Origin of the sequence: Psychrobacter sp. AOP5-GZ1-6 (assembly GCF_052376345.1) — a bacterium.
GTDB lineage: Bacteria > Pseudomonadota > Gammaproteobacteria > Pseudomonadales > Moraxellaceae > Psychrobacter.
In genome coordinates, this window is record NZ_JBQSVP010000020.1 from 1 (window position 1) to 25745 (window position 25745).

Below are 25745 nucleotides of genomic sequence, written 5' to 3' on the forward strand. Positions count from 1 at the left end.
AGTCATTGGTGTATCGCTGGTGAGTCTCGTAGACGATTGCCTGATTTTGGATACTGGTATGCACCCGATGGGCGATCAGCAGCACAACAGCAGGCTTTTGAGCGCGTAGAAATTAAACCCCAAGCATTAGAATGTCTCTTCACTTTAGCCTGTGGACGCTCCTTTCAAGTCTCACAAGATAACTTATTTGCAGATTTCGATACTAGTGCTAGTACTTTCGTAAGAGATGTTTATCAGCAGGTAAAAGAATATATCGCAAGACCTCATACTTTACCACGTGACGCAAAAACTTTATTATTCACTTTACTTAGTATTTCTACCATTAACCCCTCCGAACCAGTCGTCACATAACACTATTATTTTTTGCAACCTAGATAACTAATCATTTTGTACGAACAATAACGCCTCACCACTAAAATTATATATGCTTTACGTTATAATAAGATATATATGCAATCTAACCTATTTATAGTCATCCCATTATGAAAGTATTACAGCGTCTCGTTTGAAGTATTAGATATGCATCTACACTCGGCTGCCTTGTACTACTTTTAAATTGAATCAACTATAGTATTAGGGCCTGTTCTCAATTCAAGCGATAGCTTTCTAACTGGGCTAAAAATAGCAAAGTTCTACCAAAATTCGTCAAATAGCTGGTTAATATCTCGATATTATTTACACTATTTTCTCGTTTGATGGCAATTTATCTCATTGTTATCTGCAGTTTTGAACTGAGGACACACCCCAGACAGCTTTAATTCAGCCACCTACATACTTATTTAAATGAAGAAAAATCTCATAACTATAAGATAAGGAAGCATCATGCAAGTATTCTATATTCACCCTGATAATCCACAACCACGCCTTATTGAACAAGCAGCTGATCTCTTACGTAAAGATCAATTAATCATCTATCCTACCGATACTAGCTACGCTTTCGGTTGTCGCTTAGGTGCGAAAGATGCTCTAGAAAAGCTTAAACAGATTCGTGAGCTTGATGACAAGCATCAATTTACACTACTATGCCGCGATTTGAGTGAAATTGCCAACTACGCAACTGTAGACAATATGCAATTTAAACAACTTAAAGCGCACACTCCGGCGCCCATAACCTTTATCCTAAATGCCACAAAAGATGTGCCGAAAAAACTGTCTCATGCTAAAAAAAGAACCATTGGTATTCGAGTACCAAGTAATACTATTGCTCAAGCATTGTTAGAAGCAATGGATGAACCTATTCTAACCAGCTCACTAATACTGCCTAACCGTGATGATGTTCTCGATGACCCATTTGAAATTGAAGATATCTTGGGCAATCAGATTGGTGGCCTAATAAATGCAGGTATAAAAACTACCAAGTTAACCACCATTGTAGATATGACTAGTGGCCAACCTGAAGTCATTAGACAAGGTGCCGCTAATGTTGATTCATTATTGCTGTAGTTGAAAATTTGACATAAAAAAAGCTCCAATTAATTGGAGCTTTTTTTATACATAATATATTCAGTGTCAAACTAGTCACGATCAACTAGCTCTACATATGCCATTGGCGCATTGTCACCATCACGATGACCGCATTTTACGATACGCAAATAACCACCTGGACGAGTTTGGTAACGAGGACCTAACGTGCCAAATAGTTTGCCTACCATAGCTTTGCTACGCATACGGCTAAATGCTAAACGACGGTTAGCAACGCTGTCTTCTTTAGCCATAGTGATTAATGGCTCGGCAACGCGACGTAGTTCTTTAGCTTTTGGTAAAGTTGTTTTAATCAGTTCATGCTCAAATAATGAGTTAGTCATGTTCTGAAACATTGCCTTACGATGACTGCCGGTACGACCCAGCTTGACTCCACTCTTACGATGGCGCATAGTCAAAAATCCTTAAAGTTTAACGGCTACGATAAGAAAAGCGATCATCAACACGTAAATCAGCTGGTGGCCAGTTATCTAGGCGCATACCGAGCTCTAAATCTTTAGACGCTAACACGTCTTTGATTTCTGTTAATGACTTCTTACCAAGATTTGGGGTTTTTAGTAGTTCAGTCTCTGAACGCTGTACCAAATCACCGATATAGTAAATGTTTTCAGCTTTTAAGCAGTTGGCTGAGCGAACCGTTAGTTCAAGATCGTCCACAGGGCGTAATAGCACCGGATCAACCTCTTCTTTTTCTTTCACAGGCTCAGGCGCTTCTTCAGCTTCTAGGTCAACAAAGATAGAAATCTGTTGTTGTAAAATAGTGGCTGCTTTACGAATTGCTTCTTCTGGATCTATAGTGCCATTAGTTTCAAGCTCAACGATAAGACGATCAAGATCAGTACGCTGCTCTACACGAGCGTTCTCAACCTGATAAGCAACACGAAGCACAGGACTAAAGCTTGCATCAAGCTTCAAGCGTCCAATTGCTTTAGTATCACCATCTTCACGGCGCTGGTTTGCTGGCTCATATCCACGACCCATTACTACACGCAAACGCATCTTAAGATGACCACGATCACTCAATGTACCCAATACCAATTCTGGATTGATGATGTCTACATTATGTGGTAACGCGATATCTGCAGCAGTAATAGTGCCTGGACCTTGTTTATCCAAGGTCAAAAATACTTCATTTTGGTCATGAAGAGTGATTGCCAAGCCTTTTAAGTTCAAAAGCAGGTCAAGCACATCTTCTTGTAGTCCTTCAAGTGTTGAGTATTCATGGTCAACACCATCAATCTCAGCTTCAATGACTGCAGCACCAGGTAATGAAGATAACAAGATGCGACGTAAGGCATTACCTAAAGTATGCCCAAAGCCGCGTTCTAACGGTTCGAGCGTGACTTTCGCAATCGTTTCATTAACCGTATCCACGTTAATGGCGTTCGGCGTTAGAAACTCAGTTGCATTTAGCATCATGATGTCACCTCGATTTATTAAACTGGTTTAATTAACGTTAATTGCTCAATGTCATTTTTACGACATCGAGCAGTACGTCATTACTTAGAGTATAGCTCAACGATCAAGCTTTCGTTGATTTCAGCAGGTAGATCAATACGATCAGGCGCTTGTTTAAACGTGCCTTGTAGTTTGCTGTGGTCAACATCTAGCCATTCCGGAATACCACGTTGTGTCGCTAGTTCAACAGCGTTTTTAATACGTAGTTGTTCGCGAGACTTCTCTTGGATAGCGATGACATCACCATCTTGAAGCTGAATTGATGGAATGTTCACACGAACAAACTCATCACGGCCAGCTTTTTTCACCATAACAGTACGATGACTGACTAGCTGACGTGCTTCTGCGCGAGTTGAGCCAAAGCCCATGCGATAGACCACGTTATCTAGACGACTTTCTAGCATAGCTAGTAAGTTCTCACCAGTAGCGCCACGCTTACGAGCAGCTTCTTTATAGTAATTAGCGAATTGACGCTCTAGTACACCATAAATACGCTTAACTTTTTGCTTTTCACGCAACTGTAGAGCATATTCTGAGGTCTTATTACGGCTAACGCCATGTTGACCTGGTGGACGACCAGCTTTTTTTGTTTTTACGTCGTATGGTTTAACACCAGACTTAAGACCTAAGTCAGTACCTTCACGACGTGATAATTTGAGTTTTGGTCCAATATAGCGGGCCATTGTTATGTCTCCTATAAGCTTCTGGGATAAAAAGCTTCGTCTTTAATATTAGACGCGGCGCTTTTTCGGCGCACGGCAACCATTGTGTGGGATTGGGGTTACATCAGAGATGCTGTTAACTTTATAACCCAATGCACCTAGTGCTCTTACCGCAGACTCACGACCCGGTCCTGGTCCTTTGACCAAAACATCGATATTCTTAACACCATATTCTTGGGCCGCTTTACCAGCGACTTCAGCTGCAACCTGAGCTGCAAATGGTGTAGATTTACGTGAACCACGGAAGCCTTGTCCACCTGAAGTGGCCCAAGCCAATGCATTACCTTGGCGATCGGTAATCGTAACAATGGTGTTATTAAAAGACGCATGGATATGGGCTACGCCCTCCGATACTGAACGACGAGCCACCTTTTTGCGACTACGAGTGTCTTTTGCCATCTTTTAGCTTCCTAAGTTAATTATCTTTTGAGAGGGCGTGTCGGACCCTTACGAGTACGAGCGTTGTTCTTAGTGTTTTGACCTCTAACTGGTAGGTTACGACGATGGCGAATGCCACGGTAACAACCAAGATCAACTAAGCGCTTAATATTCATTGACACTTCACGACGAAGATCACCTTCAGTCATGTAATTTGCAACTTGTGCACGGATAGCATCTAACTGTGTATCATCTAACTGGCTAACTTTAGTAGTAGGGGCAATGCCAACTGCTTCTAAGATTTTCTGAGCAGTGGTACGACCTACACCAAAGATGTAAGTTAGTGAAATAACAGCATGCTTATTATCCGGAATGTTTACGCCGGCAATACGAGCCATTGATTTCTCTCCATTAAAGAAAAATGAGCATTATCTCTCGATAAAGCGTTATTTTTCAGATTTGTTGCTGTCGATACGTAAACCTTCATAACGCTTTTTCTGAATTGACCTAATAGTAAGTCAGCCATTAAAGACACTATAAAAGTTTTTCATATAAACTACGGCAAGTGGCGGATAATAACTCATCCGCCGTCATTTTTCAAGTATTAATTTAATCAGTAATAGAGCCTATGGCTAAATCACGCTAAATATTAACCTTGACGTTGCTTGTGGCGAGGTTCTGCTGTACAAATAATATGTACACGGCCTTTACGGCGCACAACTTTACAGCTACCACAAATCTTTTTAACTGATGCTTGAACTTTCATAGCATGCTCCTTGAAATATCGTACCGCTCATTTTTAAGGTTGAGTGGGCGATTGAATTAACGTCTGATCATGATATTGATGGGTCATCAAATGCGCTTGAATCTGCGATATGAAATCCATTACCACAACCACCATAATCAGTAAAGACGTACCACCGAGTTGAAACGGCACACCAAACGATGACTGGACGACCATTGGCATTAAACAAATAACCGTCATATACATCGCGCCAATAAAGGTCAGTCGGTTTAATACATGATCGAGGTAACGCTGAGTTTGTTGTCCTGGGCGAATACCTGGAATATACGCACCACTACGTTTAAGGTTCTCTGCAACTTCACGGGGACTAAATACCAGAGCCGTATAGAAATAACAGAAGAAAATAATCATCGCACCAAACAGTACCAAATATAGCGGCTGTCCTGGAGACAATACCAATGCCATATTTTGTAATATTTTTTGTGTAAAGGTAGGATCAGTTGATTGACCTACCCACTGCCCTAAACTGGCTGGAAACAACAGCAAAGAACTTGCAAAAATAGCGGGAATAACACCTGCCATATTTAGCTTCAACGGCAAATGAGATTGCTGCTGAGCATAAATTTTGCGACCTTGCTGCTGTTTCTGTGCATAGTTTACAGGAACACGGCGTTGGGCACGTTCAATATAAACAATACCGGCAGTAACCGCGATACCTAGCAACACAAAAATAAATAGCACAATCAAGTTCATCTGACCTTGATTGACTTGTTCGATAGATTGCGAAATCATACCTGGTGTACCAGCCACAATACTCGCAAAAATGAGCATTGAAATACCGTTACCCACACCACGCTCTGTAATCTGCTCACCAAGCCACATTAAAAACATAGCGCCCGCTACTAACGAAGTAACGGCTGGAATATAAAAAGTAAGACCAGAAGATAAAGTAAGATTTTGACTGATTAAACCAGCACACATTCCTAATGACTGTACTAATGCTAAAGCAAGCGTCCCCTGACGGGTATACTTGTTTAACTTACGTCGTCCTGCTTCCCCCTCTTTTTTGAGAGCTTCAAGCGATGGTAATACCGCAGACATCATCTGTACAATAATCGATGCTGAGATATATGGCATAATGCCAAGTGCCATAATGGACATACGTTCTAGTGCACCACCTGAAAACATGTTAAACATGCTCAAAATGGTATTTTCGTTGCGCGAAAACAGATCAGCCAAATTAACTGGGTTAATACCCGGTACTGGAATATGTGACCCTAAACGATAAACAATCAATGCGCCGATTAAGAATAATAAACGCGTCCATAATTCATCATACTTTCGTATAAATGCGAATGGATTAAGCGGTATACCAGTCGATGACATTGATTGTTTTGACACGTTACTACTCCTCGATGCTACCACCAGCAGCTTCGATTGCTTGCTTAGCGCCTTTAGTTACTTTGATACCTTTAAAGGTATAAGCTTTAGTAACTTCGCCTGATAACATTACACGGGCACGTTTCATATCATGACGAATAAGGTTGGCAGCTTTAAGTGTTTCAATGCTGACCACATCGCCTTCAATTTGTTTTAATTCAGAAAGACGTACTTCAGCAGTTTTCATTGCCATCTTACTGGTAAAACCAAATTTTGGTAGACGACGGTATAAAGGCATTTGACCACCTTCAAATCCTGAGCGAATGCTAGAACCTGAACGAGACTTCTGACCTTTTACACCACGGCCACCAGTCTTACCAAGACCTGAACCGATACCACGACCACGACGTTGGGCAGTTTTCTTTGCGCCAACACCTGGTGATAATTCATTTAATCTAAGACCCATTACGCTTCCTCCACTTTTACCATGTAGTTAACGCGATTGACCATACCACGAGTTGAAGGAGTATCTTCTACTTCAACAGTATGATTAATGCGGCGTAAACCCAATCCTTTCAAGCTCGCTTTGTGGCTCTTTAGGCGATGGGCACCCGATTTAAATTGAGTGACTTTCATTTTTTTCATCGTAACTCACCTAGTCTAAGTTAACCCAAGATTTCGTCTACAGATTTACCACGTTTAGCTGCCATCTTCTCTGGAGTTGACATATCACGTAAACCGTTAAACGTTGCACGAACAACGTTAGCAGTATTGGTAGAACCATAACATTTAGTCAAAACATCTTTGACACCAGCAACTTCTAACACAGCACGCATTGCACCACCAGCGATTACGCCAGTACCTTCAGATGCAGGTTGCATATAGACTTTACTAGCACCATGACGTGCTTTGATCGGATGATACAAAGTTGCATCATTTAACTCAACAGTAATCATATTACGTTTAGCAGCTTCTAGTGCTTTTTGAATAGCAGCTGGCACTTCACGTGCTTTGCCGCGACCAAAACCCACACGACCATTGCCGTCACCCACTACAGTCAACGCAGTGAACGAGAAAATACGACCACCTTTAACTACTTTTGCAACACGATCAACGGTAACTAAGCGTTCTACTAGACCGTCAGTCTGTTCATTTTTATCATTTTTATCATTTCTAGCCATGATTAAAACTCCAATCCGTTTTCGCGAGCCGCTTCAGCTAAAGCTTTAACTCGACCATGATATTTAAAACCACTACGGTCAAAGGCAACTTTATTAATGCCAGCTGCTTTTGCGCGTTCTGCGATCATTTGGCCTACAGACGTTGCTGCATCAACATTACCAGTCGCACCAGAGCGCAAGCTGCCGTCTAAGGTAGATGCCTGAGCAATCACTTCACCACCGTTAGGAGAGATAATCTGGGCATAAATATGTTTTGGCGTACGGTTAACCGTTAAGCGATGAACGCCTAAGAAACGGATATGCGCACGGGTTTTCTTTGCTCGACGTAGACGAGCTGCTTTTTTATCAAACATTTCAACTCACCTTATTTTTTCTTAGCTTCTTTGCGAATCACATGCTCGTCACTATAACGAATACCTTTGCCTTTGTAAGGCTCAGGTGGGCGGAAACCACGGATGTTAGCCGCTGCTTGACCAAGCTGCTGTTTATTGTTTGATTTCAAAACAATTTCAGTTTGCGTTGGGGTTTCAGCTGATACACCTTCAGGCAACGTATACTCTACTGGGTGAGAGTAACCAACGTTTAAAGTTACTTTATTGCCAGCAACTTGTGCGCGATAACCAACACCAATCAATTGAAGACGTTTTTCAAAGCCTTCATGAACGCCCTTAACATAGTTGTTAACTAGAGCGCGCATGGTGCCAGTGTGCATCATAGCTTCTTTTGAATCGACTGTAGGTGAGAAAATGATAGCATCATCTTCCTGTTTCAGCTCGACCAATTCATGCAGGCGTAAAGACAAATTGCCGTTCTTGCCTTTAACTTCGACCTGCCGATCGTTCAAAGTAACGCTTACGCCGTTTGGCAGCGTTACTGGGGCTTTAGCCACACGAGACATAGGAATATTCCTTAAAAAATTAACTTCTTTATATTAGCGAAAAAACTAACAGGCTAAAAAGCGTGTTAGTTTAGCATAGTTGACTGTGTTAGACACCTATCAATTTAAATTAATTTATAATCATTCAATTGATAAGAGCCTAACAACTATCAAATAAACTTCATCGTCGTATAGCTTACGCTACAAATGCGACAATTTCACCACCGATACCAGCAGCGCGTGCAGCACGATCGCTCATGATACCTTGGCTAGTTGATACAATAGCAACGCCCATACCCTGTTTAACAGTAGGGATAGAATCTTTGCCACGGAACTGACGCAAACCAGGACGGCTATAACGTTGAATAGTTTCGATGACAGCACGGCCTTCGAAATATTTTAGTTCAATAGTAAGTGTTGCTTTGTTGTTTGCTTCTTCAGCGACAACAGCACTAGCCACATAACCTTCGCTAACCAGTAAATCAGCAATTGATTTACGTAGTTTAGAGTTCGGCATTGCTACCGATACTTTATTAGCCATTTGTGCGTTACGAATACGGGTTAGCATATCCCCAACGGTATCTTGCATACTCATATAGTTACTCCTTACCAGCTTGCTTTACGAACACCAGGCACATCGCCTTGCATGACACGCTCACGCAGCATATTGCGTGATAAGCCAAACTTGCGGAAGTAACCATGAGGACGACCGGTGATAGCACAACGATTACGCAGACGTACTGGTGATGAGTTACGTGGTAGAGCTTGTAGCTCTAGCATCGCTTCCATACGAGTTTCGTCACTTGCAGTCATATCACTGATAGTTTCTTTTAGCTTGATACGCTTTTCAGCATATTTAGCAACCATTTTTTCGCGTTTTAATTCGCGGTTAATCATGCTCTTCTTTGCCATAACGTCTTTACCTTATTTAAATGGGAAGCCGAATGCTTTAAGCAACGCACGACCTTCTTCATCACTACTAGCTGACGTGGTGATTGTCACATCCATACCGCGGATACGATCAATTTTGTCAAAATCTACTTCTGGGAATACGATTTGTTCTTTAATACCCAATGAGTAGTTACCACGTCCGTCAAAGGCTTTAGGTGAAAAACCGCGGAAATCACGAATACGAGGAATTGCAATGGCAATGAGACGATCTAAAAATTCGTACATTTGCTCACCGCGTAGCGTTACTTTACAGCCAATTGGCCATTCTTCACGAATTTTAAAACCAGCAACTGATTTACGCGCTTTAGTAACAACAGGTTTTTGACCAGCAATAGCGGTCATATCGGCAACTGCACCTTCAAGAATTTTCTTATCTTGAGACGCACCACCCACACCCATGTTAAGTGTGATTTTAGTGATTTTAGGCACTTGCATCACATTTGTTAAACCAAGCTCTTCTTTGATTTGCTGCTTTAACTTATCGTTATATAAAGATTTTAATCTTGCCATTACCATTACACCCTTAGTGTCTTACGCAGTCGCCACTACTTCACCGTTCGAACGATAGACGCGTTGTTTCTTGCCGTCTTCATCGAACTGATAAGTAATACGATCAGCTTTTTGGGTTTGCGCATTTAAAATTGCGACATTTGAGATATGTAGAAAAGCTTCTTGCTTAAGAATACCGCCTTCAACGCCAGCTGCCTGATTAGGCTTCTGATGTTTAGTAACAATATTAATGCCTTCTACTTTAATACGATCATTTTTTACAGCTTGTACAGTACCTTGTTTGCCTTTATCTTTCCCAGCAATCACGATAACTGTATCGCCTTTACGTAATTTTGACATGGATTACCTCACAATACTTCTGGTGCAAGTGATACAATTTTCATAAACTGATCACCACGTAGTTCACGAGTTACCGGTCCAAAAATACGAGTTGCAATTGGCGCTTTATTTTGGTTTAACAATACCGCAGCATTGTCATCAAAACGCAACACAGAACCATCCGGACGACGAACGCCTTTTTTGGTACGTACAACTACTGCATTCATCACGTCGCCTTTTTTAACACGACCGCGAGGAATGGCTTCTTTAACCGTTACTTTAATAATGTCGCCAACTGATGCATAACGACGATGAGAACCACCCAGTACTTTAATGCACTGAACTCGCCTTGCACCGCTATTGTCTGCAACTTCCAGCATTGACTCAACCTGAATCATAGCGTTACTCCACACGTATGAGCAATAAAAACCAGTTGCTGCCGCTAGCACAGTATGAGTAGACGGCATTTTAATATAAATAGCCGCGACTTACTCTTAATGTGAGTGATATACGCTCGGCGCAATCAGCATCCTTAAAAAGGCGGCTATTTTAACAGCTTCTGGCTTTTAATGCAATTTACTTAGATTTTTTCTACTTTTTCAACCACATCAACTAAAGTCCATGACTTAGTTTTTGAGATTGGACGCGTTTCTTTGATACGGACAAGGTCACCTTGTTGGCAAACATTGTTCTCATCATGTGCTTTGATTTTTGTAGAACGACGAAGCTGTTTGCCATATAGAGGATGACGAACCAGACGCTCAATCAAAACTGTGATGGACTTATCCATCTTGTCGCTGACAACTCGTCCTGTCAATACGCTAGCATTGGTAGCTGTTTGATTGTTATCGCTCATGAGTCGCCTCGTTGTTTCTCGTTAATCAAAGTCTGAAGCTGTGCAATCGTACGACGATTGGCACGTACTTCATGGGTATTACCCAACTGACCAGTTGCTTTAGCCATACGAATACGGAAAGCATCAAGTTGCTTTTCATCAAGTAACTGGGTCAGTTCTTCTAATGATTTATCACGTAATTCACTGATCTTCATTACATTATCGTCCGCTTAACAATGGTAGTTTTAAAGGGCAGTTTTGCTGCGGCAAGCGTTAATGCTTCGCGAGCAAGCTCTTCAGAGACCCCTTCGATTTCATATAGCACTTTACCAGGCTTGATTTCGCATACCCAATATTCGACTGGACCTTTACCTTTACCCATACGTACTTCCAATGGTTTGTTGGTAATTGGCTTGTCTGGGAATACACGAATCCAAATCTTACCGCCACGCTTAATTTTACGAGTGATGGTACGACGTGCTGCTTCAATTTGACGGGCAGTCATACGACCACGAGTCAACGATTTTAGACCAATTTGTCCGAATGCAACGGTGCTTCCACGATGAGCTAGCCCAGTGTTACGACCTTTATGCATTTTACGAAACTTGGTACGTTTTGGCTGTAACATAGTTTAACCTCTGTCTGAGTTTCGACGGTTTCCGTTTCCACGACCACGGCGTTTTGGCGCACGAGGCTTCTCTTCGTTGACGGGGTTATAAACACTGTTCATACCGTCAAGGATTTCGCCACGGAAAATCCAAACTTTTACACCGATAGTGCCGTAAGTTGTCTCTGCACGTACTGACGCATAGTCAATATCAGCGCGGAGTGTATGCAATGGCACACGACCTTCACGGTACCATTCAGTACGAGCAATCTCAGCACCGCCAAGACGGCCAGACAACTCAACTTTAATACCTTTAGCACCAGAACGCATGCTGTTCTGTACAGCGCGCTTCATTGCACGACGGAACATAACACGACGCTCAAGCTGGCTACCAATACCGTCTGCAACCAAACGTGCATCAAGATCAGGTGACGTGATTTCTTCAATGTTGACCTGAGCAGGTACGCCCATAATTTTGGTCAATTCTTTTTGAAGTCTTTCGATATCTTCGCCTTTCTTACCGATAACGATACCAGGGCGCGCAGTGGCGATGGTAATCTTAGCAGCGCCAGTAGGACGCTCGATCATGATGTTACTGATCATAGCGTTATCTAGCTTCTTGCGAAGGTATTCACGAACTTGAATGTCGTTGATGAGGTATTCTGAGTATTGTTTAGGGTTAGCATACCAGTTTGCATTATGCTTTTTGACAACACCAAGACGAATTCCGATTGGATGTACTTTTTGACCCATAACTTATTCTCCTACCTTTATAGTGATGTGACAAGTACGCTTGCTGATACGATCAGCGCGACCTTTGGCACGTGGTAGGATACGTTTTAGCGTAATGCCTTCATCAACGTAGATAGTTGATACTTTAAGAGTATCGATATCTAGACCGTTGTTGTTTTCGGCATTGGCGATGGCTGAGTTAAGACATTTCTTAACAAACACAGCGCCTTTTTTATTGCTATACGTTAGGATATCCAAAGCACGCTCAATAGATTTGCCACGAACTTCATCAGCAACGAGTCTAACTTTTTGTGCCGATATGGCGGCACCGCGTAATTTTGCAGTTACTTCCATGGTAAGCACCTTATTTCTTAGCTTTTCTGTCAATGCCATGACCACGATACGTACGAGTCGGGGCAAATTCACCTAGTTTATGACCAACCATCTGTTCGCTCACGATAACCGGTACATGAGTACGGCCGTTGTGAACAGATAAAGTTAGGCCAACCATTTGTGGCAAAATCATCGAGCGGCGCGACCAAGTCTTAATTGGCTTGCGTGAGTTGGTGTCTAATGCATTCTCAACTTTAGCAAACAAATGCGCGTCTATGAATGGACCTTTTTTCAATGAACGAGGCATGAAATTCTTCCTTTATTTCTTCTTGGCGCGACGGCGGATGATCATGTTGTCAGTACGCTTATTACTACGCGTTTTAAGTCCTTTAGACTTCTGACCCCAAGGGCTAGTTGGATGGCGACCTTTGTTACGACCTTCACCACCACCATGTGGGTGATCAACCGGGTTCATAGCGACACCACGAACTGAAGGACGAACACCACGCCAACGTGAAGCACCGGCTTTACCAAGTGATTTCAAGTTGTTTTCAGTGTTAGAAACTTCACCGATAACAGCACGGCAATTCACATGTACGCGGCGAGTCTCGCCAGAACGCAAACGTAGAATAGCATAGATACCGTCACGACCTAATAACTGAACACTAGCACCCGCTGCGCGAGCCATCTGTGCACCTTTACCGATTTTAAGTTCGATATTGTGAATCACAGTACCCAATGGGATGTTTTTCAGTGGTAAACAGTTACCTGGGCGAATTGGTGAAGTTTCACCTGACATCACTGTATCGCCAACTGCTTGTTTTTTAGCAGCGATGATGTAGCGACGTTCGCCATCAGCATACTTAAGCAAGGCAATATGTGCAGTACGGTTAGGATCGTATTCGATACGCTCTACTGTAGCTGGGATATTGTCTTTAGTACGTTTGAAATCGATAACACGATAATGCTGCTTATGACCACCGCCAATATGACGAGTCGTTATGCGACCATTATTATTACGACCACCTGACTTACTTTTTGATTCAACAAGTGCTGCATAAGGACGACCTTTGTAAAGGTGTGGATGCACCACTTTTTCAACAAAACGACGGCCTGGTGATGTTGGCTTTGCTCTTACGATAGGCATGAGTGTAATCCTTATTCGTTATTCGCTGTTTCACTAGCAGAATCAGTAGTATTTACTACTTCTTCACCAGCATCAGCCATTTGTACATCTTGACCAGCTTTTAAGGTAACATAGGCTTTTTTATAGTCGTTACGACGGCCGATGCTTTTACCAAAACGCTTTGTCTTACCTTTAACATTCAAAGTGTTCACTTTAGTAACTTCAACACCTTCAAACATCAACTCAACTGCTTTTTTGACTTCTAGCTTAGTAGCATTAGAATCAACTTTAAATACCTGCACACCAAGTGAGTCGCCAAGCATTTGAGATTTTTCTGAGAATACAGGCCCTCTTAAGACCTGATAAAGTCTTGCGTTATTCATGCTAGTGCTTCCTCAAATTGTTTCGCAGCTTCAACTGACATGATCACTTTATCAAATGCGATCAAGCTCACTGGGTCCACTTCATTTGTACCAAGTACATTGACATGTGGAATGTTGCGAGCAGCCAAGTATAAGTTTTCATCAACTTCTTTAGTCACGATTAGTGCACGAGGTGCATTTAAATCGTTCAACTTAGCAATCAGCTCTTTGGTTTTCGGCCCAGAAACGCTCAACTCTTCTACCAAAATCAAACGCTCTTGGCGAATCAATTCGGCTAGGATGCACTGCATCGCACCGCGATACATTTTACGGTTTACTTTCTGTGACCAATCTTGTGGTTTTGCAGCGAATGCACGACCACCTGAACGCCAGATTGGGCTACGAATAGAACCCGCACGAGCGCGACCAGTACCTTTTTGGCGCCATGGCTTGATACCACCGCCAGAAACTTCGGCACGGGTTTTTTGTGCGCGTGTACCTTGGCGAGCACCAGCTAAATAAGCGGTGACGACTTGATGCACTAGTGCTTCGTTGAATTCACGACCAAATGCCGTATCAGAAAGCTCAACCGCCGCACCTGTAACTGTTTTTAAATCCACGTTAATCCCCTTGCTTAGGCTTTGACTGACGGACGTACGATAACATCGCCACCGGTGGCACCTGGGATAGCACCCTTGATGACAAGTAACCCTTTTTCGGCATCAACCGAAATCACTTCTAGGCCTTGAACGGTAACACGTTTGTTACCCATCTGACCCGCCATCTTTTTGCCTTTGAATACTTTACCTGGTGACTGGTTCTGACCAGTTGAACCATGTGCACGATGAGATACTGAGTTACCATGAGTAGCATCTTGCATATTAAAGTTGTGACGCTTTACAGGACCTTGGAAGCCTTTACCTTTGCTGTTTCCTGTAACATCAACCATTTGACCTTGTTCGAACAGGTCAGCTAGAATTTCACCACCAATCTCACGACCTTCAAGATCGCTATCGTTGGCACGAAACTCCCAAACACCACGGCCAGCTTTAACACCAGCTTTAGCGAAGTGACCTTTCTGTGCAGCTGTTACGCGGCTGTCACGACGGGTGCCTGTGGTAATTTGGATGGCTTGATAACCATCTACATCAGTATTTTTTACTTGAGTAATGCGGTTTGCATCGACCTCAACTACTGTCACAGGGATAGATGCGCCTGTTTCAGTGAAGACACGGGTCATGCCGCATTTTTTACCGACTAAACCGATCGCCATTTTAGACCTCTTTATATCTTATATTAATGGGTTGGGTGTGTAATGTGCATTAACCCAAAGCAATTTGAACGTCAACACCCGCCGCTAAATCTAATTTCATTAGCGCATCCACAGTTTTGTCAGTAGGTTGAACGATATCAACCATACGCTTATGAGTACGGATTTCGTACTGATCACGCGCGTCTTTGTTAACATGTGGTGAGGTTAGAACGTTGAAGCGCTCAATGCGAGTCGGCAACGGTACAGGACCACAAACTTGCGCACCGGTGCGCTTTGCAGTATCAACAATCTCTTGTGCAGATTGATCGATCAAACGATGATCAAAAGACTTAAGACGGATACGGATTCTCTGGTTAGCCATGCCAGCAAGCTCCTAATATGTGCTTTTGTCATTCTTGCTTTGCAAAGATATGATCAAAAGCCGTTTGGTTAAATATTCACTTAAAGCGGCCTTCTGTTCTTAACCAGAATGAGTTCTTTATCCGAACTTATAGCGTGCCAAAAGTAAAATAGTTTAAAGCCCCGCCGACCCTCCTATATATTGGAAAGCAGCAAAGGCATAATGAAATAGTGCTAGAAACGATGCTCTAGCTGTCATAGCGCCAGCCTTTCTAGTCAGCTGCGCATATTTAATTCAGTGGTGTGTATTATACATATTATTTCGTTCATTGCAAGAACTATATCTGTAGTCGATCTGGATATTACGCTTTTTAAGCATCATCATCTATTTCTAATGATTCTACTATCTATAGCAGATAAGCTATCAGTCTAAAACAATATCGTATTGTTTTCTAATGATTCTACTATCTATAGCAGATAAGCTATCAGTCTAAAACAATATCGTATTGTTCTTGAGTATAGAGATTTTCCACATCAAAAGTAATCACTCTACCAAGCAAATATTCTAAGTCTGCTACGGTATCTGACTCTGTCGTTAGTAGTAAATCAATGACTGATGCGTGAGCCACGACAGTGAATTTTTTGGGAGAGTTATAAGTGCGAGCACAGCGCATAATCTCACGAAATATCTCAAAACATACTGTTTCAGCTGTTTTTACAAAGCCACGGCCTTGACAGGTTGGGCACGGCTCACAAAGCTGCTGCCCTAATGACTCACGGGTACGTTTACGAGTCATCTCTACCAAGCCAAGCTCACTGACTTGCGTAATCTTAGTCTTGGCATAATCTTGCTTCAACTGAGCTTGTAAACTCTCTAACACATCGTCTTTGTGCTGTTGCTCTAGCATATCGATAAAATCTAAAATAATGATGCCACCTAGATTTCGCAAACGTAGCTGACGAGCAATAGCATGAGTCGCTTCTAGGTTGGTCTTATAAACGGTGTCTTCTAATGAGCGGCCACCCACGAAAGAGCCAGTATTCACATCAATAGTAGTCATCGCTTCTGTTTGATCGATAATCAAATAACCGCCTGACTTTAGATCTACACGGCGTTTTAAGGCATCACGTAAGTCGTCTTCGACACGATGTATATCAAATAGGGATTGCTCAGCAGTATAGTGTACGATTCGATCATAGACAAAAGGCACAAACTCTTTGGCAAAGTATCTTACTTGCTCATATATCTGTGTATTATCGATGATGACTTTTTCGGTATCAGCATGTACCAAGTCACGAATAGATCTTAATGGCAGTGCCAGTTCTTGGTAAATAAGCTCTGAGCTTTGATGATGGTTTATTTCTTGGCGACGAGCACAGATAGTGCGCCACAGCTGTAGCAGATAGTAGATATCTTCTTCAAGCTTTTCGACAGGAACACGTTCAGCAGCAGTACGAGCAATCAATCCACCTTTTAGATTAACCGTCTGCATCAAGCTACTAAGTTCAGTCTTTAGACGCGTACGCTCTTCGTCACCATCAATACGCTGCGATATACCAATATGTTCACTTGATGGTAGATATACCAAATAGCGTGACGGTAGCGATATATTGGTGGTTAGACGAGCACCTTTACTACCCAGCTGATCTTTCGTGACTTGCACTAAGATACGTTGACTTTCGTGTAGACGATGCTGAATCAATGTTTTAGAAACAGGCATAATTTCCGAGCTTGGCACGCTAACGACAGGTGACATAACGGCCAAATCATCGTTAGAAGTATCCACAAGGCCACGGTCTGTATCACTTTCTTTATGTACAGTGGCTTTATTTTTACTTTCTGCGACTGGGCGCGGCTCACGCTGCATATCATTGACATGCAAAAAAGCTGTACGTGACTGACCAATATCAACAAACGCTGCTTGCATACCAGGTAGGACACGGACAACCGTACCCAGATAAATATTACCAACCAAACCCAGTTTATGATGACGTTCGATATAAATCTCGCCCAAGATACCATTGTCTAATACTGCAACACGGGACTCCATTGGACTAATATTAATGAGCAGCTCTTCGGACATAATGTTTTTCTCTTATCTCTCAGCTTTTTTGTTAGGCGTTCATCGCCTATTAGCTTTATAGTGTAACAAATGCGACTTACTCTTGCCCATTACCCTACCGTGTCATTATGTGCAGAACATCAGTCATTCACTTTTAACAGGTTCATAATATTTGCTTAACCTGCTTGCATGTCTCTAATAAGTGCTAATGTTTGCGATAGAGGTAAGCCAACGACGTTAGTGTAGCTACCATTAATACGGCTTACCCATGCAGCACCTAACCCTTGAATGCCATAACCACCTGCTTTGTCAGCAGGCTCACCACTGTCCCAGTAGTCGCTCATCATCTGCTCCGTCAGCGGAACAAATGTAACTTCTGTGCGTTCAGTGATTTGTTGGCGGTTAACAACTTGAAAACCTTGCTGATAATCAGTCGTTAAATTAGCAAGACCTGGTAATAATGATACTTGAGTCGCTTGCACAGCCGTCCAAACCTCATGAACATTATCAGACATTTGCTGCCACATATCATAAGCGTGCTCACGGTCAACGGGTTTGACCAATACAGTTTTACCATCTGCTAATACACCAATGGTATCTGAGGTTAAGATAATAAGCGGCTCAGCACAGTCCATTGTATTAGCTTGGATCTTTTCATTTAGCTGTTTTATCGCAGCCTCAGCTTTGGTAGCGACCATGCGCTCGATATAGTCTTTTGGCGACTCATTATCATAGCGTGTTTCATTGATATCTGCACTCAAGATACTAAAGTTCAGCCTTGCTCTTTCCAATAGCTCACGGCGGCGCGGCGAACCAGATGCCAAAACAATATCCATCGCTACTCTCTTACTGTATAAATTATTGTGTGTTGAAAACTTACCTTCATAGAAGTTTTGTAGATAATAGATGCTCAAATCAAAAAATCACGCTCAACTACTCATTCATGACGACTAGCGCCAAACGTTAGCAACCGCCTCTTTAATTAACGTGTAAACTTGCGTAAAACAAGTAATACCAATGGCCAGCTTAGGATACTAATCATTAATGAAAAAGCGGATTGTGCAACAAAGATGTTTTGAACAAACATCTGCAATACCCATAGCGTTATTTGAAATACAATCAATCCTAGACTAGCGATTACCCATGCACTAACGGTATTTAATTGCTTAACATAGATACTGGTCAGTTTAATCACGAACGCTACTACTACTGCGGCAAAGGCTTGCTGTCCTAGATGAGTATCCATCAATAAATCAGCAATAAAACCGATAGTAAATGCCGTAAAGATACCGACATAACGTGGTTGAAACAACAACCAAAAAACCAAAACCATCACCATCACCATAGGACGCAATGTAGCCATGCTAGGACTTAATGGATAAATATTAAGTGATGAGGCAACAACGAAGCTAAGAATAATCGTAACAATGATTAGTACCGTTGCATTCTCGGAGTCAGGATACGACATGAGTACTTACCTTAGCGGGTGTATTAGCGGCTGCTATTAAAACATAATTAAGCATTGATGTGATGTTCACTGTGACTAAACAGATAATGAGTATATAGGCGGCTACTAGGGTGTATCTTTACTCCAATCGATAGTCATCTATATAGGCTAAAGATGGCAAAGTTTTGCCGAACAATGTCAAATATTGGATGAATAGCTCGATACTAAGCGGCACTGATGAGTAACACTATTTAGTTGGCTAGCTTATCTTGGAGAATGAGCACATAAGCGTTATCGATAAAATTTGCTGCTGGTGTCACTTCTATAGTTTTAAAATTATCGGCTTGGGTATTTTGGATATGAGCCACACGGCCGACTCGGTAACCTGCTGGAATCCGGCCGCCTAGCCCTGATGAAACCAACTCATCACCCACACGTACGTCTGATGTTTTGAATACATAATCAAGGCTCAGCGAGGTTGGTATTCCTTGTCCGGTAACGATAGCGCGCTGACCAGTACGTTTAACAGTAACGGCAACTGATTGCTGTTCATCGGTTATCAGTAGCAAGCGACTGGTATTAGGATAGACATTAATGATTTGCCCTAAAATACCCGTTTCGTCAATAACCGTTTGTCCAACTTGCACCCCATCTCGTGCACCTTTATTAAGCATCACAATTTGTCTAAGTAAATTGGTATCAGTACCGATAACCTGTGCTAGGTTGAGCTCAAACTGCTCAGGCTTAGTGGTTGATAAAATACCTTGCAGGCGTGCATTTTGTGCCAAGATATAATCTTGTTGCTGAAGCTTAGCTTGTGCGTGTATCAGTTGCGACTTTAATTGTATATTTTCGCGGCGTAGTGTTTCTTTAGACTGTAAGCTTCCACTCGCCCAATGTTTGGCATAGCTGGGTAATAGTGACAACTCATAGATCGGTTGCATAGCAGCATGGCTAGTATTGCGTATTGAATTAAACCATTCTGGATTTTTGCTATCGAACCACATCAGTACTAAAGCTGCTATCAGTACTATGGCAGTCTTACGAAGTGCTAACGGCTGGCGCGCAAAAATACTTGGAATCATAAGTCGTCTAACTCAGGGGTTATAAAATAAACAGTAGCCAGTGCTGAATTCTAGCCTTTATTAATGTGATTAAAGGCAGCACAACTGGCTGCCTTTACCTTTACCTTTATCCTTATCTTTACCTTTATATAGTTACAGCCAATTCTTTTATCTTAATTTAAATAGCTCAAACAAAAATCATATTCAAACTTTTGTTATTGATAAAATCAAGTGCAATACCACCACCACGACTGACACAAGTCAGCGGATCTTCGGCAACAGTCACAGGCAAACCTGTTTCTCTTGAAATCAACTTATCTAAATCACGTAATAACGCACCGCCACCAGTCAAGACAATACCACGCTCTGCGATATCTGATGATAGCTCAGGTGGCGTTTGTTCAAGGGCCGCTTTAACCGCACTTACAATACCACTTAGTGGATCACTCAGTGCTTTTTGTATTTCTTCTGAGTTGATCGTGAATGTTTTTGGCACACCTTCAGCCATGCTACGACCACGCACTTCTACTTCTAACTGACTGTCCTCATTCAATGCAGAGCCCACTTCTTGTTTGATACGCTCAGCCGTTGTCTCACCGATCACACAGCCATGAGTACGACGGACATGAGTAATAATGGCTTCATCAAACATATCGCCACCAATCCGAATCGACTCAGCATAGACGCAACCAGATAGCGCGATAACAGCAATTTCAGTCGTACCACCACCTATATCAACAACCATCGAACCACTAGCTTCATGAACTGGCATACCAGCACCAATCGCTGCGGCCATTGGCTCTTCTAGCAACAATACTTTACTGGCACCTGCTGATGATACTGCTTCACGTATCGCTTTACGCTCGACGAGAGTAGACTTACAAGGCACACACACCACGACATTAGGCTGCGCTAGAAAACGCTTTGCCTTTACCTTCATGATAAAGTGCTTGAGCATCTTTTGTGTCACTTCAAAGTCAGCAATCACCCCATCTTTTAATGGACGAATCGCTGTAATATTGGCAGGAGTACGGCCTAGCATCTGCTTGGCATCGATACCAACAGCAGCAACAGTAGGGTTCTGCGTACGATTACTTCGTAACGCCACTACCGTAGGCTCGTCAAGTACGACGCCTTTATTAGGAATAAAAATTAGGGTGTTCGCAGTACCGAGGTCGATAGCGATATTATTTGATAAAAATCCAAACAGGTTCATGACTAATATATCCAGCGTCTTACGAATGAGGCGAATGAGATTGACTGAGGTGTTACTCGTCAGTGTTGAGCAGGTCGTCGATAGACATTACTTGAAGCAAAAGCTGAACATCGCAACAAGTGAAACCTAAGCAATAATGATGAAATGGAAAAATCGAGCTAAATTATACCTATTTAGCTCAAAAAAAACACAGGTATTTGCATCAATACGTAAGGATTTTGGTCTTAAACGCTAAAAGTTGTTACAAAATTTGAAATAGTAGTCTCTACCATTCATATTAATGAAACACCATCTAATTCAATAACTAACAAGGGCTCTACAGGCAGGCGATAATTTTGCTTAGTAGCACAGGTACATACTGTAACGTATTTCAGCGCTCAATGGGTAAGCAATTGAGAATCAATCGTGAATTATATAGTCAGTTTTGTAAACCATGCTTTCTTAATCGATATTGTGCACCAATCAAGCGTCATGCTCTGTAAACTTGGGTCAGATGCTTTATAATAAAACAACTTTATATAAGATATTATCTTAGCGCTTACTTATAGTAGCTACTTGTAACCTAAATCTAACAAAAACTGTCCTTCACTGGAGAAACCATGTCACAGCAACCAGCAACGTCTGACAGCAACGTCAGCCGTGAAGAAATCCTAGAAGTTGCCAACCTTGCACGCTTAGGTGTCGATGAAAATACAGCCGATAGCTATGCCGACGACATCAGTAAAGTACTAAAGCTGATGAATACGCTATCTAACGTTGATACCACTGATATCAAACCATTGGCCAATATTCATGAAGCTTGCCAAGAGCTGCGTGCTGATGTCGCTAAACACGATATCAATCGTGAGCGTAATCAATCCGTTGCGCCTGCAGTAGAAGACGGTCTGTATCTAGTACCACAAGTCATTGAATAATTTGTTCTATTGATTTTTATGCTTATTTTATCCCATTTAATGCTATTCACATTTTGACGGACGACACCTTATGTCTGAACTTCATTTATTAAGTACTGAGCAGCTCATTACGGGCTTGCAAGACAAACAATTTAGCAGCACAGAATTAACCGAACACTATATCAAGCGTATTGATGCGCTAGACAGCAAGATTAACAGCTTTATCACTCACACCTCTGAAACAGCACACGCACAAGCAAAAGCAGCAGACGAGATGCGTGCGCAGGGCGATAAGCGTCCACTACTTGGTGTACCAATGGCGCACAAAGACATCTTTTGTACTCAAGGTGTGCTAACAACTTGTGGCTCTAAAATGCTGCATAACTTTGTCTCACCATATGACGCAACTATCGTCTCTAATATCAATAAAGCGGGCATGATTAGCTTGGGTAAGCTCAATATGGATGAGTTTGCAATGGGCTCAGACAATAGCAGCTCATATTATGGCACCGTACAAAACCCTTGGAACTTAGAACGTGTACCCGGTGGCTCATCAGGTGGTAGTGCTGCTGCGGTTGCGGCAGGTTTTGCGCCAATGGCAACAGGTAGTGATACTGGTGGCTCAATTCGTCAGCCTGCTTCTTTCTGCGGCTTAACCGGTATCAAACCTACTTATGGGCGTGTGTCACGCTTCGGTATGATTGCTTATGCCTCAAGTCTAGACCAAGCGGGTAGCATGGGACGCAGCGCCAAAGACTGTGCTTACCTACTCCAGCCGATGATTGGTCACGATCCACGTGATGCAACTTCTATCCAATATGATATGCCTGACTATGTACAAGATATCAACGAGGCAGAAGCCACTGCTGGTGACAAGCCATTTGACGGTCTTCGTATCGGTGTGGCCAAAGAATACTTCGGTACAGGACTGGATAGCGAAGTTGAGCAAGCAGCACGCGCCGCCTTAAAAAAATACGAAGAGCTAGGCGCAACGATCGTAGAAGTAAACATCACTGATCCTGAAATCACGCTTGCCACTTACTATATGCTAGCACCTGCTGAAGCTTCATCGAACCTATCACGTTTCGATGGGGTACGTTTTGGCTATCGCTGTGAGAACCCAACGGATCTGATTGACCTATATACACGCTCACGCTCTGAAGGTTTTGGCCCTGAAGTACAGCGCCGTATCTTGACAGGGACTTACGCCCTATCGGCTGGTTACTTCGATGCGTACTATACCAAAGCACAGAAAATCCGCCGCTTAATCGTCAAAGACTTCGATGAAGCGTTTGCTAGCTGTGATGTGATTGCTAGCCCAACTGCACCGACTGCCGCTTATAAACTCAGTGACAATTTGGACCCTGCGACCATGTACTTAGGTGACGTGTATACCATCGCTGTCAACCTAGCGGGTCTGCCTGCACTCAGTCAGCCAGTTGGTTTAACCACAGAAGGTCTGCCTATTGGCTTGCAATTAATCGGTAAACACTGGCAAGAGAGTCAACTACTCACGACTGCGCATCTGTTCCAGCAGCATACCGATCATCATCTACAACATTCAGCCATCGCAAAGGAGACGGTATAATGAACACAGCAACTACTACTGATAACAATGCCGTCCGTGAACACGCCGTGCGTAAAGAGCTGTTTGTCGATGGCTACGAAGTGGTCATCGGTATCGAGATTCACTGCCAGCTAAATACGGAAAGTAAGATATTCTCCAGTGCGCCAACTGACTTCGGTCACGAGCCAAACAGCCAAGCCAGTATCGTAGACTTGGGTCTACCTGGCGTATTGCCTGTGCTAAATGCTGGCGTGGTCGATCGCGCGCTCAAATTCGGCATCGGCGTCAATGCTGAATTGGGTCTGTTTAATACATTTGATCGTAAAAACTACTTCTACCCTGACTTGCCAAAAGGCTATCAAATCACTCAGATGGCCAACCCTATCGTCGGCGAAGGTTACATCGATGTCGTGGTCAACGAAGGCGAAAAGAACGAATACCCAAAACGTATGGGCATCACCCGTGCGCATCTAGAAGAAGATGCTGGTAAATCGGTGCATGACGCAGTCGATGGTATGACTGGTGTCGATCTTAACCGTGCAGGTACGCCGCTGATCGAAATCGTCTCTGAGCCAGATATGCGCTCTGCTCACGAAGCACTTGCCTATATCAAAGCCATCCATCAGCTAGTGACATGGCTCGGCATCTCAGACGCAGTGATGGCCGAAGGCTCGTTCCGCTGTGACTGTAACGTCTCGGTACGCAAGCCTGGTGCCGATCTCGGTACACGTACTGAGCTCAAAAACCTAAACTCGTTCCGTTTCATCGAACGTGCTATCAACCGTGAAATCGAGCGTCAAATCGATATCATCGAAGATGGTGGCAAGGTCGTACAAGCAACCATGCTATATGATCCAGATCGCGATGAAACGCGTACTATGCGTACCAAAGAAGACGCCAACGACTATCGCTACTTCCCTGACCCTGACCTACTACCAGTACGCATCGAGCAGCATACGGTTGATGCGATTAAAGCAGCAATGCCAGAGCTACCTGTGGCTCGTCGTGCGCGTTTTGAAGAAGTGCTTGAACTGTCAGAGTATGACGCGCGTATCTTGACTGGTAGTCGTCAGCTAGCCGATTATTTCGAAGCAGTGGTCGCAGAAATCGGTCAGTCAGATGCCAAAATGGCAGGTAACTGGGTCATGGGTGATCTGCTAGGCGCACTGAATAAAGATGACAAAGACATCATCGACTCCCCTATCAGCGCCAAACAACTGGCTGGCCTGCTTAAGCGTATCAAAGATGACACGCTGTCTGGCAAAATGGCTAAGAAAGTCTTTAGCGCCCTGTACGAGCGCGAAGGCGGCGATGGCGATGATGCTGCAGATAAGATCATTAAAGACAAAGGCCTCAAGCAAGAAACCGATACTGGCGCTATCAAGGCCATGGTAGAAGAAGTCATCGCAAAAAATGAAGCGATGGTCGAAGAATATCGCGGCGGTAAGGAAAAAGCCTTTAACGGTCTGGTCGGTCAAGTCATGAAAGCCAGTCGCGGTAGTGCCAACCCGCAGCAAGTGAACCAAATCTTAAAAGAGCTTTTGGGTTAAGGTGAACGCTTAAATGGCGATGCTGACGGCTATACGTAAAACTGCGCGTTGGGCTTTGGGCAAAATAAATAGCTCTTGCAATATGTGCAATTTTGCGTAAAATAGTCAGTCATTCGGGGCGTAGCGCAGTCTGGTAGCGCACTACACTGGGGGTGTAGTGGTCGCAGGTTCAAATCCTGCCGTTCCGACCAAACATAGCAGTAAAGAGAAAAGCCAATCATTGTTTTCAATGGTTGGCTTTTTTTTGTGCTAAATTTGGTTGGTGGTTGTATGATGAACAATCGAAAGTCAGCCGTTCACACATTTTAAGGCTGGCTTGTACTTATTTTTGTTTAA

38 protein-coding genes and 1 tRNA gene are annotated in these 25745 nt (G+C 42.9%); 6 read left to right on the top strand and 33 right to left on the bottom strand.

Going from position 1 to position 25745, the window contains the following annotated elements:
- Positions 1–351: elongation factor P hydroxylase (locus tag ACT3RN_RS04450; RefSeq protein WP_444518509.1), on the top strand; the 351-nt coding region annotated here is incomplete at its 5' end.
- Positions 352–822: 471 nt separating this feature from the next.
- Positions 823–1443: an L-threonylcarbamoyladenylate synthase gene (locus ACT3RN_RS04455; RefSeq protein WP_192518013.1), complete on the top strand. Its 621-nt coding sequence runs from the start codon at positions 823–825 to the stop codon at positions 1441–1443.
- 71 nt (positions 1444–1514) lie between these two features.
- Here the strand turns inward: ACT3RN_RS04455 and rplQ are convergent, their stop codons facing one another.
- The 33 genes from rplQ to ACT3RN_RS04620 form a co-directional block, all read right to left on the bottom strand.
- Positions 1515–1874, bottom strand: coding sequence for a 50S ribosomal protein L17 (rplQ, locus tag ACT3RN_RS04460; protein WP_010196736.1), 360 nt, complete (start codon positions 1872–1874; stop codon positions 1515–1517).
- A gap of 19 nt (positions 1875–1893) precedes the next feature.
- Positions 1894–2901, bottom strand: a complete 1008-nt coding sequence (locus ACT3RN_RS04465) for a DNA-directed RNA polymerase subunit alpha (RefSeq protein WP_087040762.1) — start codon at positions 2899–2901, stop codon at positions 1894–1896.
- Positions 2902–2981: 80 nt separating this feature from the next.
- Positions 2982–3623 (bottom strand): 30S ribosomal protein S4, encoded by a 642-nt coding sequence (gene rpsD, locus ACT3RN_RS04470; RefSeq protein WP_192991923.1) that lies wholly within the window; start codon positions 3621–3623, stop codon positions 2982–2984.
- Positions 3624–3671: 48 nt separating this feature from the next.
- Entirely contained in the window at positions 3672–4061 is a 390-nt protein-coding gene (gene rpsK, locus ACT3RN_RS04475) for a 30S ribosomal protein S11 (protein ID WP_192518015.1), read from the bottom strand.
- Between the two features lie 20 nt (positions 4062–4081).
- Complete coding sequence (gene rpsM, locus ACT3RN_RS04480) at positions 4082–4438, bottom strand: 30S ribosomal protein S13 (RefSeq protein WP_021813384.1); 357 nt, start codon at positions 4436–4438, stop codon at positions 4082–4084.
- 251 nt (positions 4439–4689) lie between these two features.
- Positions 4690–4806: a 50S ribosomal protein L36 gene (rpmJ, locus tag ACT3RN_RS04485; RefSeq protein ID WP_010196721.1), complete on the bottom strand. Its 117-nt coding sequence runs from the start codon at positions 4804–4806 to the stop codon at positions 4690–4692.
- Between the two features lie 33 nt (positions 4807–4839).
- Entirely contained in the window at positions 4840–6171 is a 1332-nt protein-coding gene (secY, locus tag ACT3RN_RS04490) for a preprotein translocase subunit SecY (RefSeq protein ID WP_192518043.1), read from the bottom strand.
- A gap of 19 nt (positions 6172–6190) precedes the next feature.
- Complete coding sequence (gene rplO, locus ACT3RN_RS04495) at positions 6191–6631, bottom strand: 50S ribosomal protein L15 (protein WP_192518016.1); 441 nt, start codon at positions 6629–6631, stop codon at positions 6191–6193.
- Positions 6631–6810 (bottom strand): 50S ribosomal protein L30, encoded by a 180-nt coding sequence (gene rpmD, locus ACT3RN_RS04500; protein WP_010196714.1) that lies wholly within the window; start codon positions 6808–6810, stop codon positions 6631–6633. Before rpmD ends, rplO begins: the two co-directional genes overlap by 1 nt.
- Positions 6811–6830: 20 nt before the next feature.
- On the bottom strand, positions 6831–7346 hold the full coding sequence (gene rpsE / locus ACT3RN_RS04505) for a 30S ribosomal protein S5 (RefSeq protein WP_010196711.1): 516 nt from the start codon (positions 7344–7346) through the stop codon (positions 6831–6833).
- A gap of 2 nt (positions 7347–7348) precedes the next feature.
- A complete protein-coding gene (gene rplR / locus ACT3RN_RS04510) occupies positions 7349–7699 on the bottom strand; it encodes a 50S ribosomal protein L18 (protein WP_192518017.1) in 351 nt (116 codons plus the stop codon).
- 11 nt (positions 7700–7710) lie between these two features.
- Complete coding sequence (gene rplF, locus ACT3RN_RS04515) at positions 7711–8244, bottom strand: 50S ribosomal protein L6 (protein ID WP_192518018.1); 534 nt, start codon at positions 8242–8244, stop codon at positions 7711–7713.
- Between the two features lie 175 nt (positions 8245–8419).
- On the bottom strand, positions 8420–8818 hold the full coding sequence (gene rpsH / locus ACT3RN_RS04520) for a 30S ribosomal protein S8 (protein WP_192518019.1): 399 nt from the start codon (positions 8816–8818) through the stop codon (positions 8420–8422).
- Positions 8819–8829: 11 nt separating this feature from the next.
- Positions 8830–9135 (bottom strand): 30S ribosomal protein S14, encoded by a 306-nt coding sequence (gene rpsN / locus ACT3RN_RS04525; RefSeq protein ID WP_010196705.1) that lies wholly within the window; start codon positions 9133–9135, stop codon positions 8830–8832.
- Between the two features lie 12 nt (positions 9136–9147).
- Positions 9148–9684: a 50S ribosomal protein L5 gene (rplE, locus tag ACT3RN_RS04530; protein ID WP_192518020.1), complete on the bottom strand. Its 537-nt coding sequence runs from the start codon at positions 9682–9684 to the stop codon at positions 9148–9150.
- A 21-nt stretch (positions 9685–9705) separates the two neighbouring features.
- The gene (rplX, locus tag ACT3RN_RS04535) at positions 9706–10023 is read right to left on the bottom strand and encodes a 50S ribosomal protein L24 (protein WP_192518021.1); all 318 of its coding nucleotides are present in this window, start codon (positions 10021–10023) and stop codon (positions 9706–9708) included.
- Positions 10024–10031: 8 nt separating this feature from the next.
- On the bottom strand, positions 10032–10400 hold the full coding sequence (gene rplN, locus ACT3RN_RS04540; protein ID WP_010196702.1) for a 50S ribosomal protein L14: 369 nt from the start codon (positions 10398–10400) through the stop codon (positions 10032–10034).
- Positions 10401–10582: 182 nt separating this feature from the next.
- Positions 10583–10858: a 30S ribosomal protein S17 gene (gene rpsQ / locus ACT3RN_RS04545; protein WP_021813375.1), complete on the bottom strand. Its 276-nt coding sequence runs from the start codon at positions 10856–10858 to the stop codon at positions 10583–10585.
- Complete coding sequence (gene rpmC / locus ACT3RN_RS04550; RefSeq protein WP_025644397.1) at positions 10855–11052, bottom strand: 50S ribosomal protein L29; 198 nt, start codon at positions 11050–11052, stop codon at positions 10855–10857. The genes rpsQ and rpmC overlap by 4 nt, the downstream gene beginning before the upstream one ends.
- On the bottom strand, positions 11052–11465 hold the full coding sequence (gene rplP, locus ACT3RN_RS04555; RefSeq protein ID WP_075102274.1) for a 50S ribosomal protein L16: 414 nt from the start codon (positions 11463–11465) through the stop codon (positions 11052–11054). Before rplP ends, rpmC begins: the two co-directional genes overlap by 1 nt.
- A 3-nt stretch (positions 11466–11468) precedes the next feature.
- Entirely contained in the window at positions 11469–12197 is a 729-nt protein-coding gene (gene rpsC, locus ACT3RN_RS04560; protein WP_192518022.1) for a 30S ribosomal protein S3, read from the bottom strand.
- Between the two features lie 3 nt (positions 12198–12200).
- Complete coding sequence (gene rplV, locus ACT3RN_RS04565; RefSeq protein ID WP_010196689.1) at positions 12201–12530, bottom strand: 50S ribosomal protein L22; 330 nt, start codon at positions 12528–12530, stop codon at positions 12201–12203.
- A 10-nt stretch (positions 12531–12540) separates the two neighbouring features.
- Complete coding sequence (rpsS, locus tag ACT3RN_RS04570; RefSeq protein WP_021813372.1) at positions 12541–12816, bottom strand: 30S ribosomal protein S19; 276 nt, start codon at positions 12814–12816, stop codon at positions 12541–12543.
- A gap of 12 nt (positions 12817–12828) precedes the next feature.
- Positions 12829–13656, bottom strand: coding sequence for a 50S ribosomal protein L2 (rplB, locus tag ACT3RN_RS04575; protein ID WP_192518023.1), 828 nt, complete (start codon positions 13654–13656; stop codon positions 12829–12831).
- A gap of 11 nt (positions 13657–13667) precedes the next feature.
- Positions 13668–14018 (bottom strand): 50S ribosomal protein L23, encoded by a 351-nt coding sequence (rplW, locus tag ACT3RN_RS04580; protein WP_192518024.1) that lies wholly within the window; start codon positions 14016–14018, stop codon positions 13668–13670.
- Positions 14015–14617 (bottom strand): 50S ribosomal protein L4, encoded by a 603-nt coding sequence (rplD, locus tag ACT3RN_RS04585; protein WP_057758698.1) that lies wholly within the window; start codon positions 14615–14617, stop codon positions 14015–14017. Before rplD ends, rplW begins: the two co-directional genes overlap by 4 nt.
- 14 nt (positions 14618–14631) lie before the next feature.
- On the bottom strand, positions 14632–15270 hold the full coding sequence (gene rplC / locus ACT3RN_RS04590; RefSeq protein WP_192518025.1) for a 50S ribosomal protein L3: 639 nt from the start codon (positions 15268–15270) through the stop codon (positions 14632–14634).
- A gap of 49 nt (positions 15271–15319) precedes the next feature.
- A complete protein-coding gene (gene rpsJ / locus ACT3RN_RS04595; RefSeq protein WP_010196670.1) occupies positions 15320–15631 on the bottom strand; it encodes a 30S ribosomal protein S10 in 312 nt (103 codons plus the stop codon).
- Positions 15632–16094: 463 nt separating this feature from the next.
- On the bottom strand, positions 16095–17693 hold the full coding sequence (locus ACT3RN_RS04600; protein WP_192518026.1) for an Rne/Rng family ribonuclease: 1599 nt from the start codon (positions 17691–17693) through the stop codon (positions 16095–16097).
- A 155-nt stretch (positions 17694–17848) separates the two neighbouring features.
- Positions 17849–18508 (bottom strand): Maf family protein, encoded by a 660-nt coding sequence (locus ACT3RN_RS04605; RefSeq protein ID WP_192518027.1) that lies wholly within the window; start codon positions 18506–18508, stop codon positions 17849–17851.
- Positions 18509–18654: 146 nt separating this feature from the next.
- Positions 18655–19140 carry a rod shape-determining protein MreD gene (gene mreD, locus ACT3RN_RS04610; protein WP_192518028.1) on the bottom strand — a complete coding sequence of 162 codons (486 nt, stop codon included), beginning with the start codon at positions 19138–19140 and terminating at the stop codon, positions 18655–18657.
- Between the two features lie 230 nt (positions 19141–19370).
- The gene (gene mreC / locus ACT3RN_RS04615; RefSeq protein ID WP_192518029.1) at positions 19371–20204 is read right to left on the bottom strand and encodes a rod shape-determining protein MreC; all 834 of its coding nucleotides are present in this window, start codon (positions 20202–20204) and stop codon (positions 19371–19373) included.
- 166 nt (positions 20205–20370) lie between these two features.
- A complete protein-coding gene (locus ACT3RN_RS04620; protein ID WP_318779501.1) occupies positions 20371–21408 on the bottom strand; it encodes a rod shape-determining protein in 1038 nt (345 codons plus the stop codon).
- A gap of 590 nt (positions 21409–21998) precedes the next feature.
- Between ACT3RN_RS04620 and gatC the strand changes: the two genes are divergently transcribed.
- The 4 genes from gatC to ACT3RN_RS04640 all read left to right on the top strand — a co-directional run bounded on the left by gatC (position 21999) and on the right by ACT3RN_RS04640 (position 25600).
- Positions 21999–22313 carry an Asp-tRNA(Asn)/Glu-tRNA(Gln) amidotransferase subunit GatC gene (gene gatC, locus ACT3RN_RS04625; RefSeq protein ID WP_192518031.1) on the top strand — a complete coding sequence of 105 codons (315 nt, stop codon included), beginning with the start codon at positions 21999–22001 and terminating at the stop codon, positions 22311–22313.
- Between the two features lie 70 nt (positions 22314–22383).
- Positions 22384–23880 carry an Asp-tRNA(Asn)/Glu-tRNA(Gln) amidotransferase subunit GatA gene (gatA, locus tag ACT3RN_RS04630; RefSeq protein ID WP_192518032.1) on the top strand — a complete coding sequence of 499 codons (1497 nt, stop codon included), beginning with the start codon at positions 22384–22386 and terminating at the stop codon, positions 23878–23880.
- On the top strand, positions 23880–25409 hold the full coding sequence (gene gatB / locus ACT3RN_RS04635; RefSeq protein ID WP_192518033.1) for an Asp-tRNA(Asn)/Glu-tRNA(Gln) amidotransferase subunit GatB: 1530 nt from the start codon (positions 23880–23882) through the stop codon (positions 25407–25409). Before gatA ends, gatB begins: the two co-directional genes overlap by 1 nt.
- A 114-nt stretch (positions 25410–25523) precedes the next feature.
- Positions 25524–25600, top strand: a tRNA-Pro gene (locus ACT3RN_RS04640).
- The last annotated feature ends 145 nt before the right edge of the window (positions 25601–25745 follow it).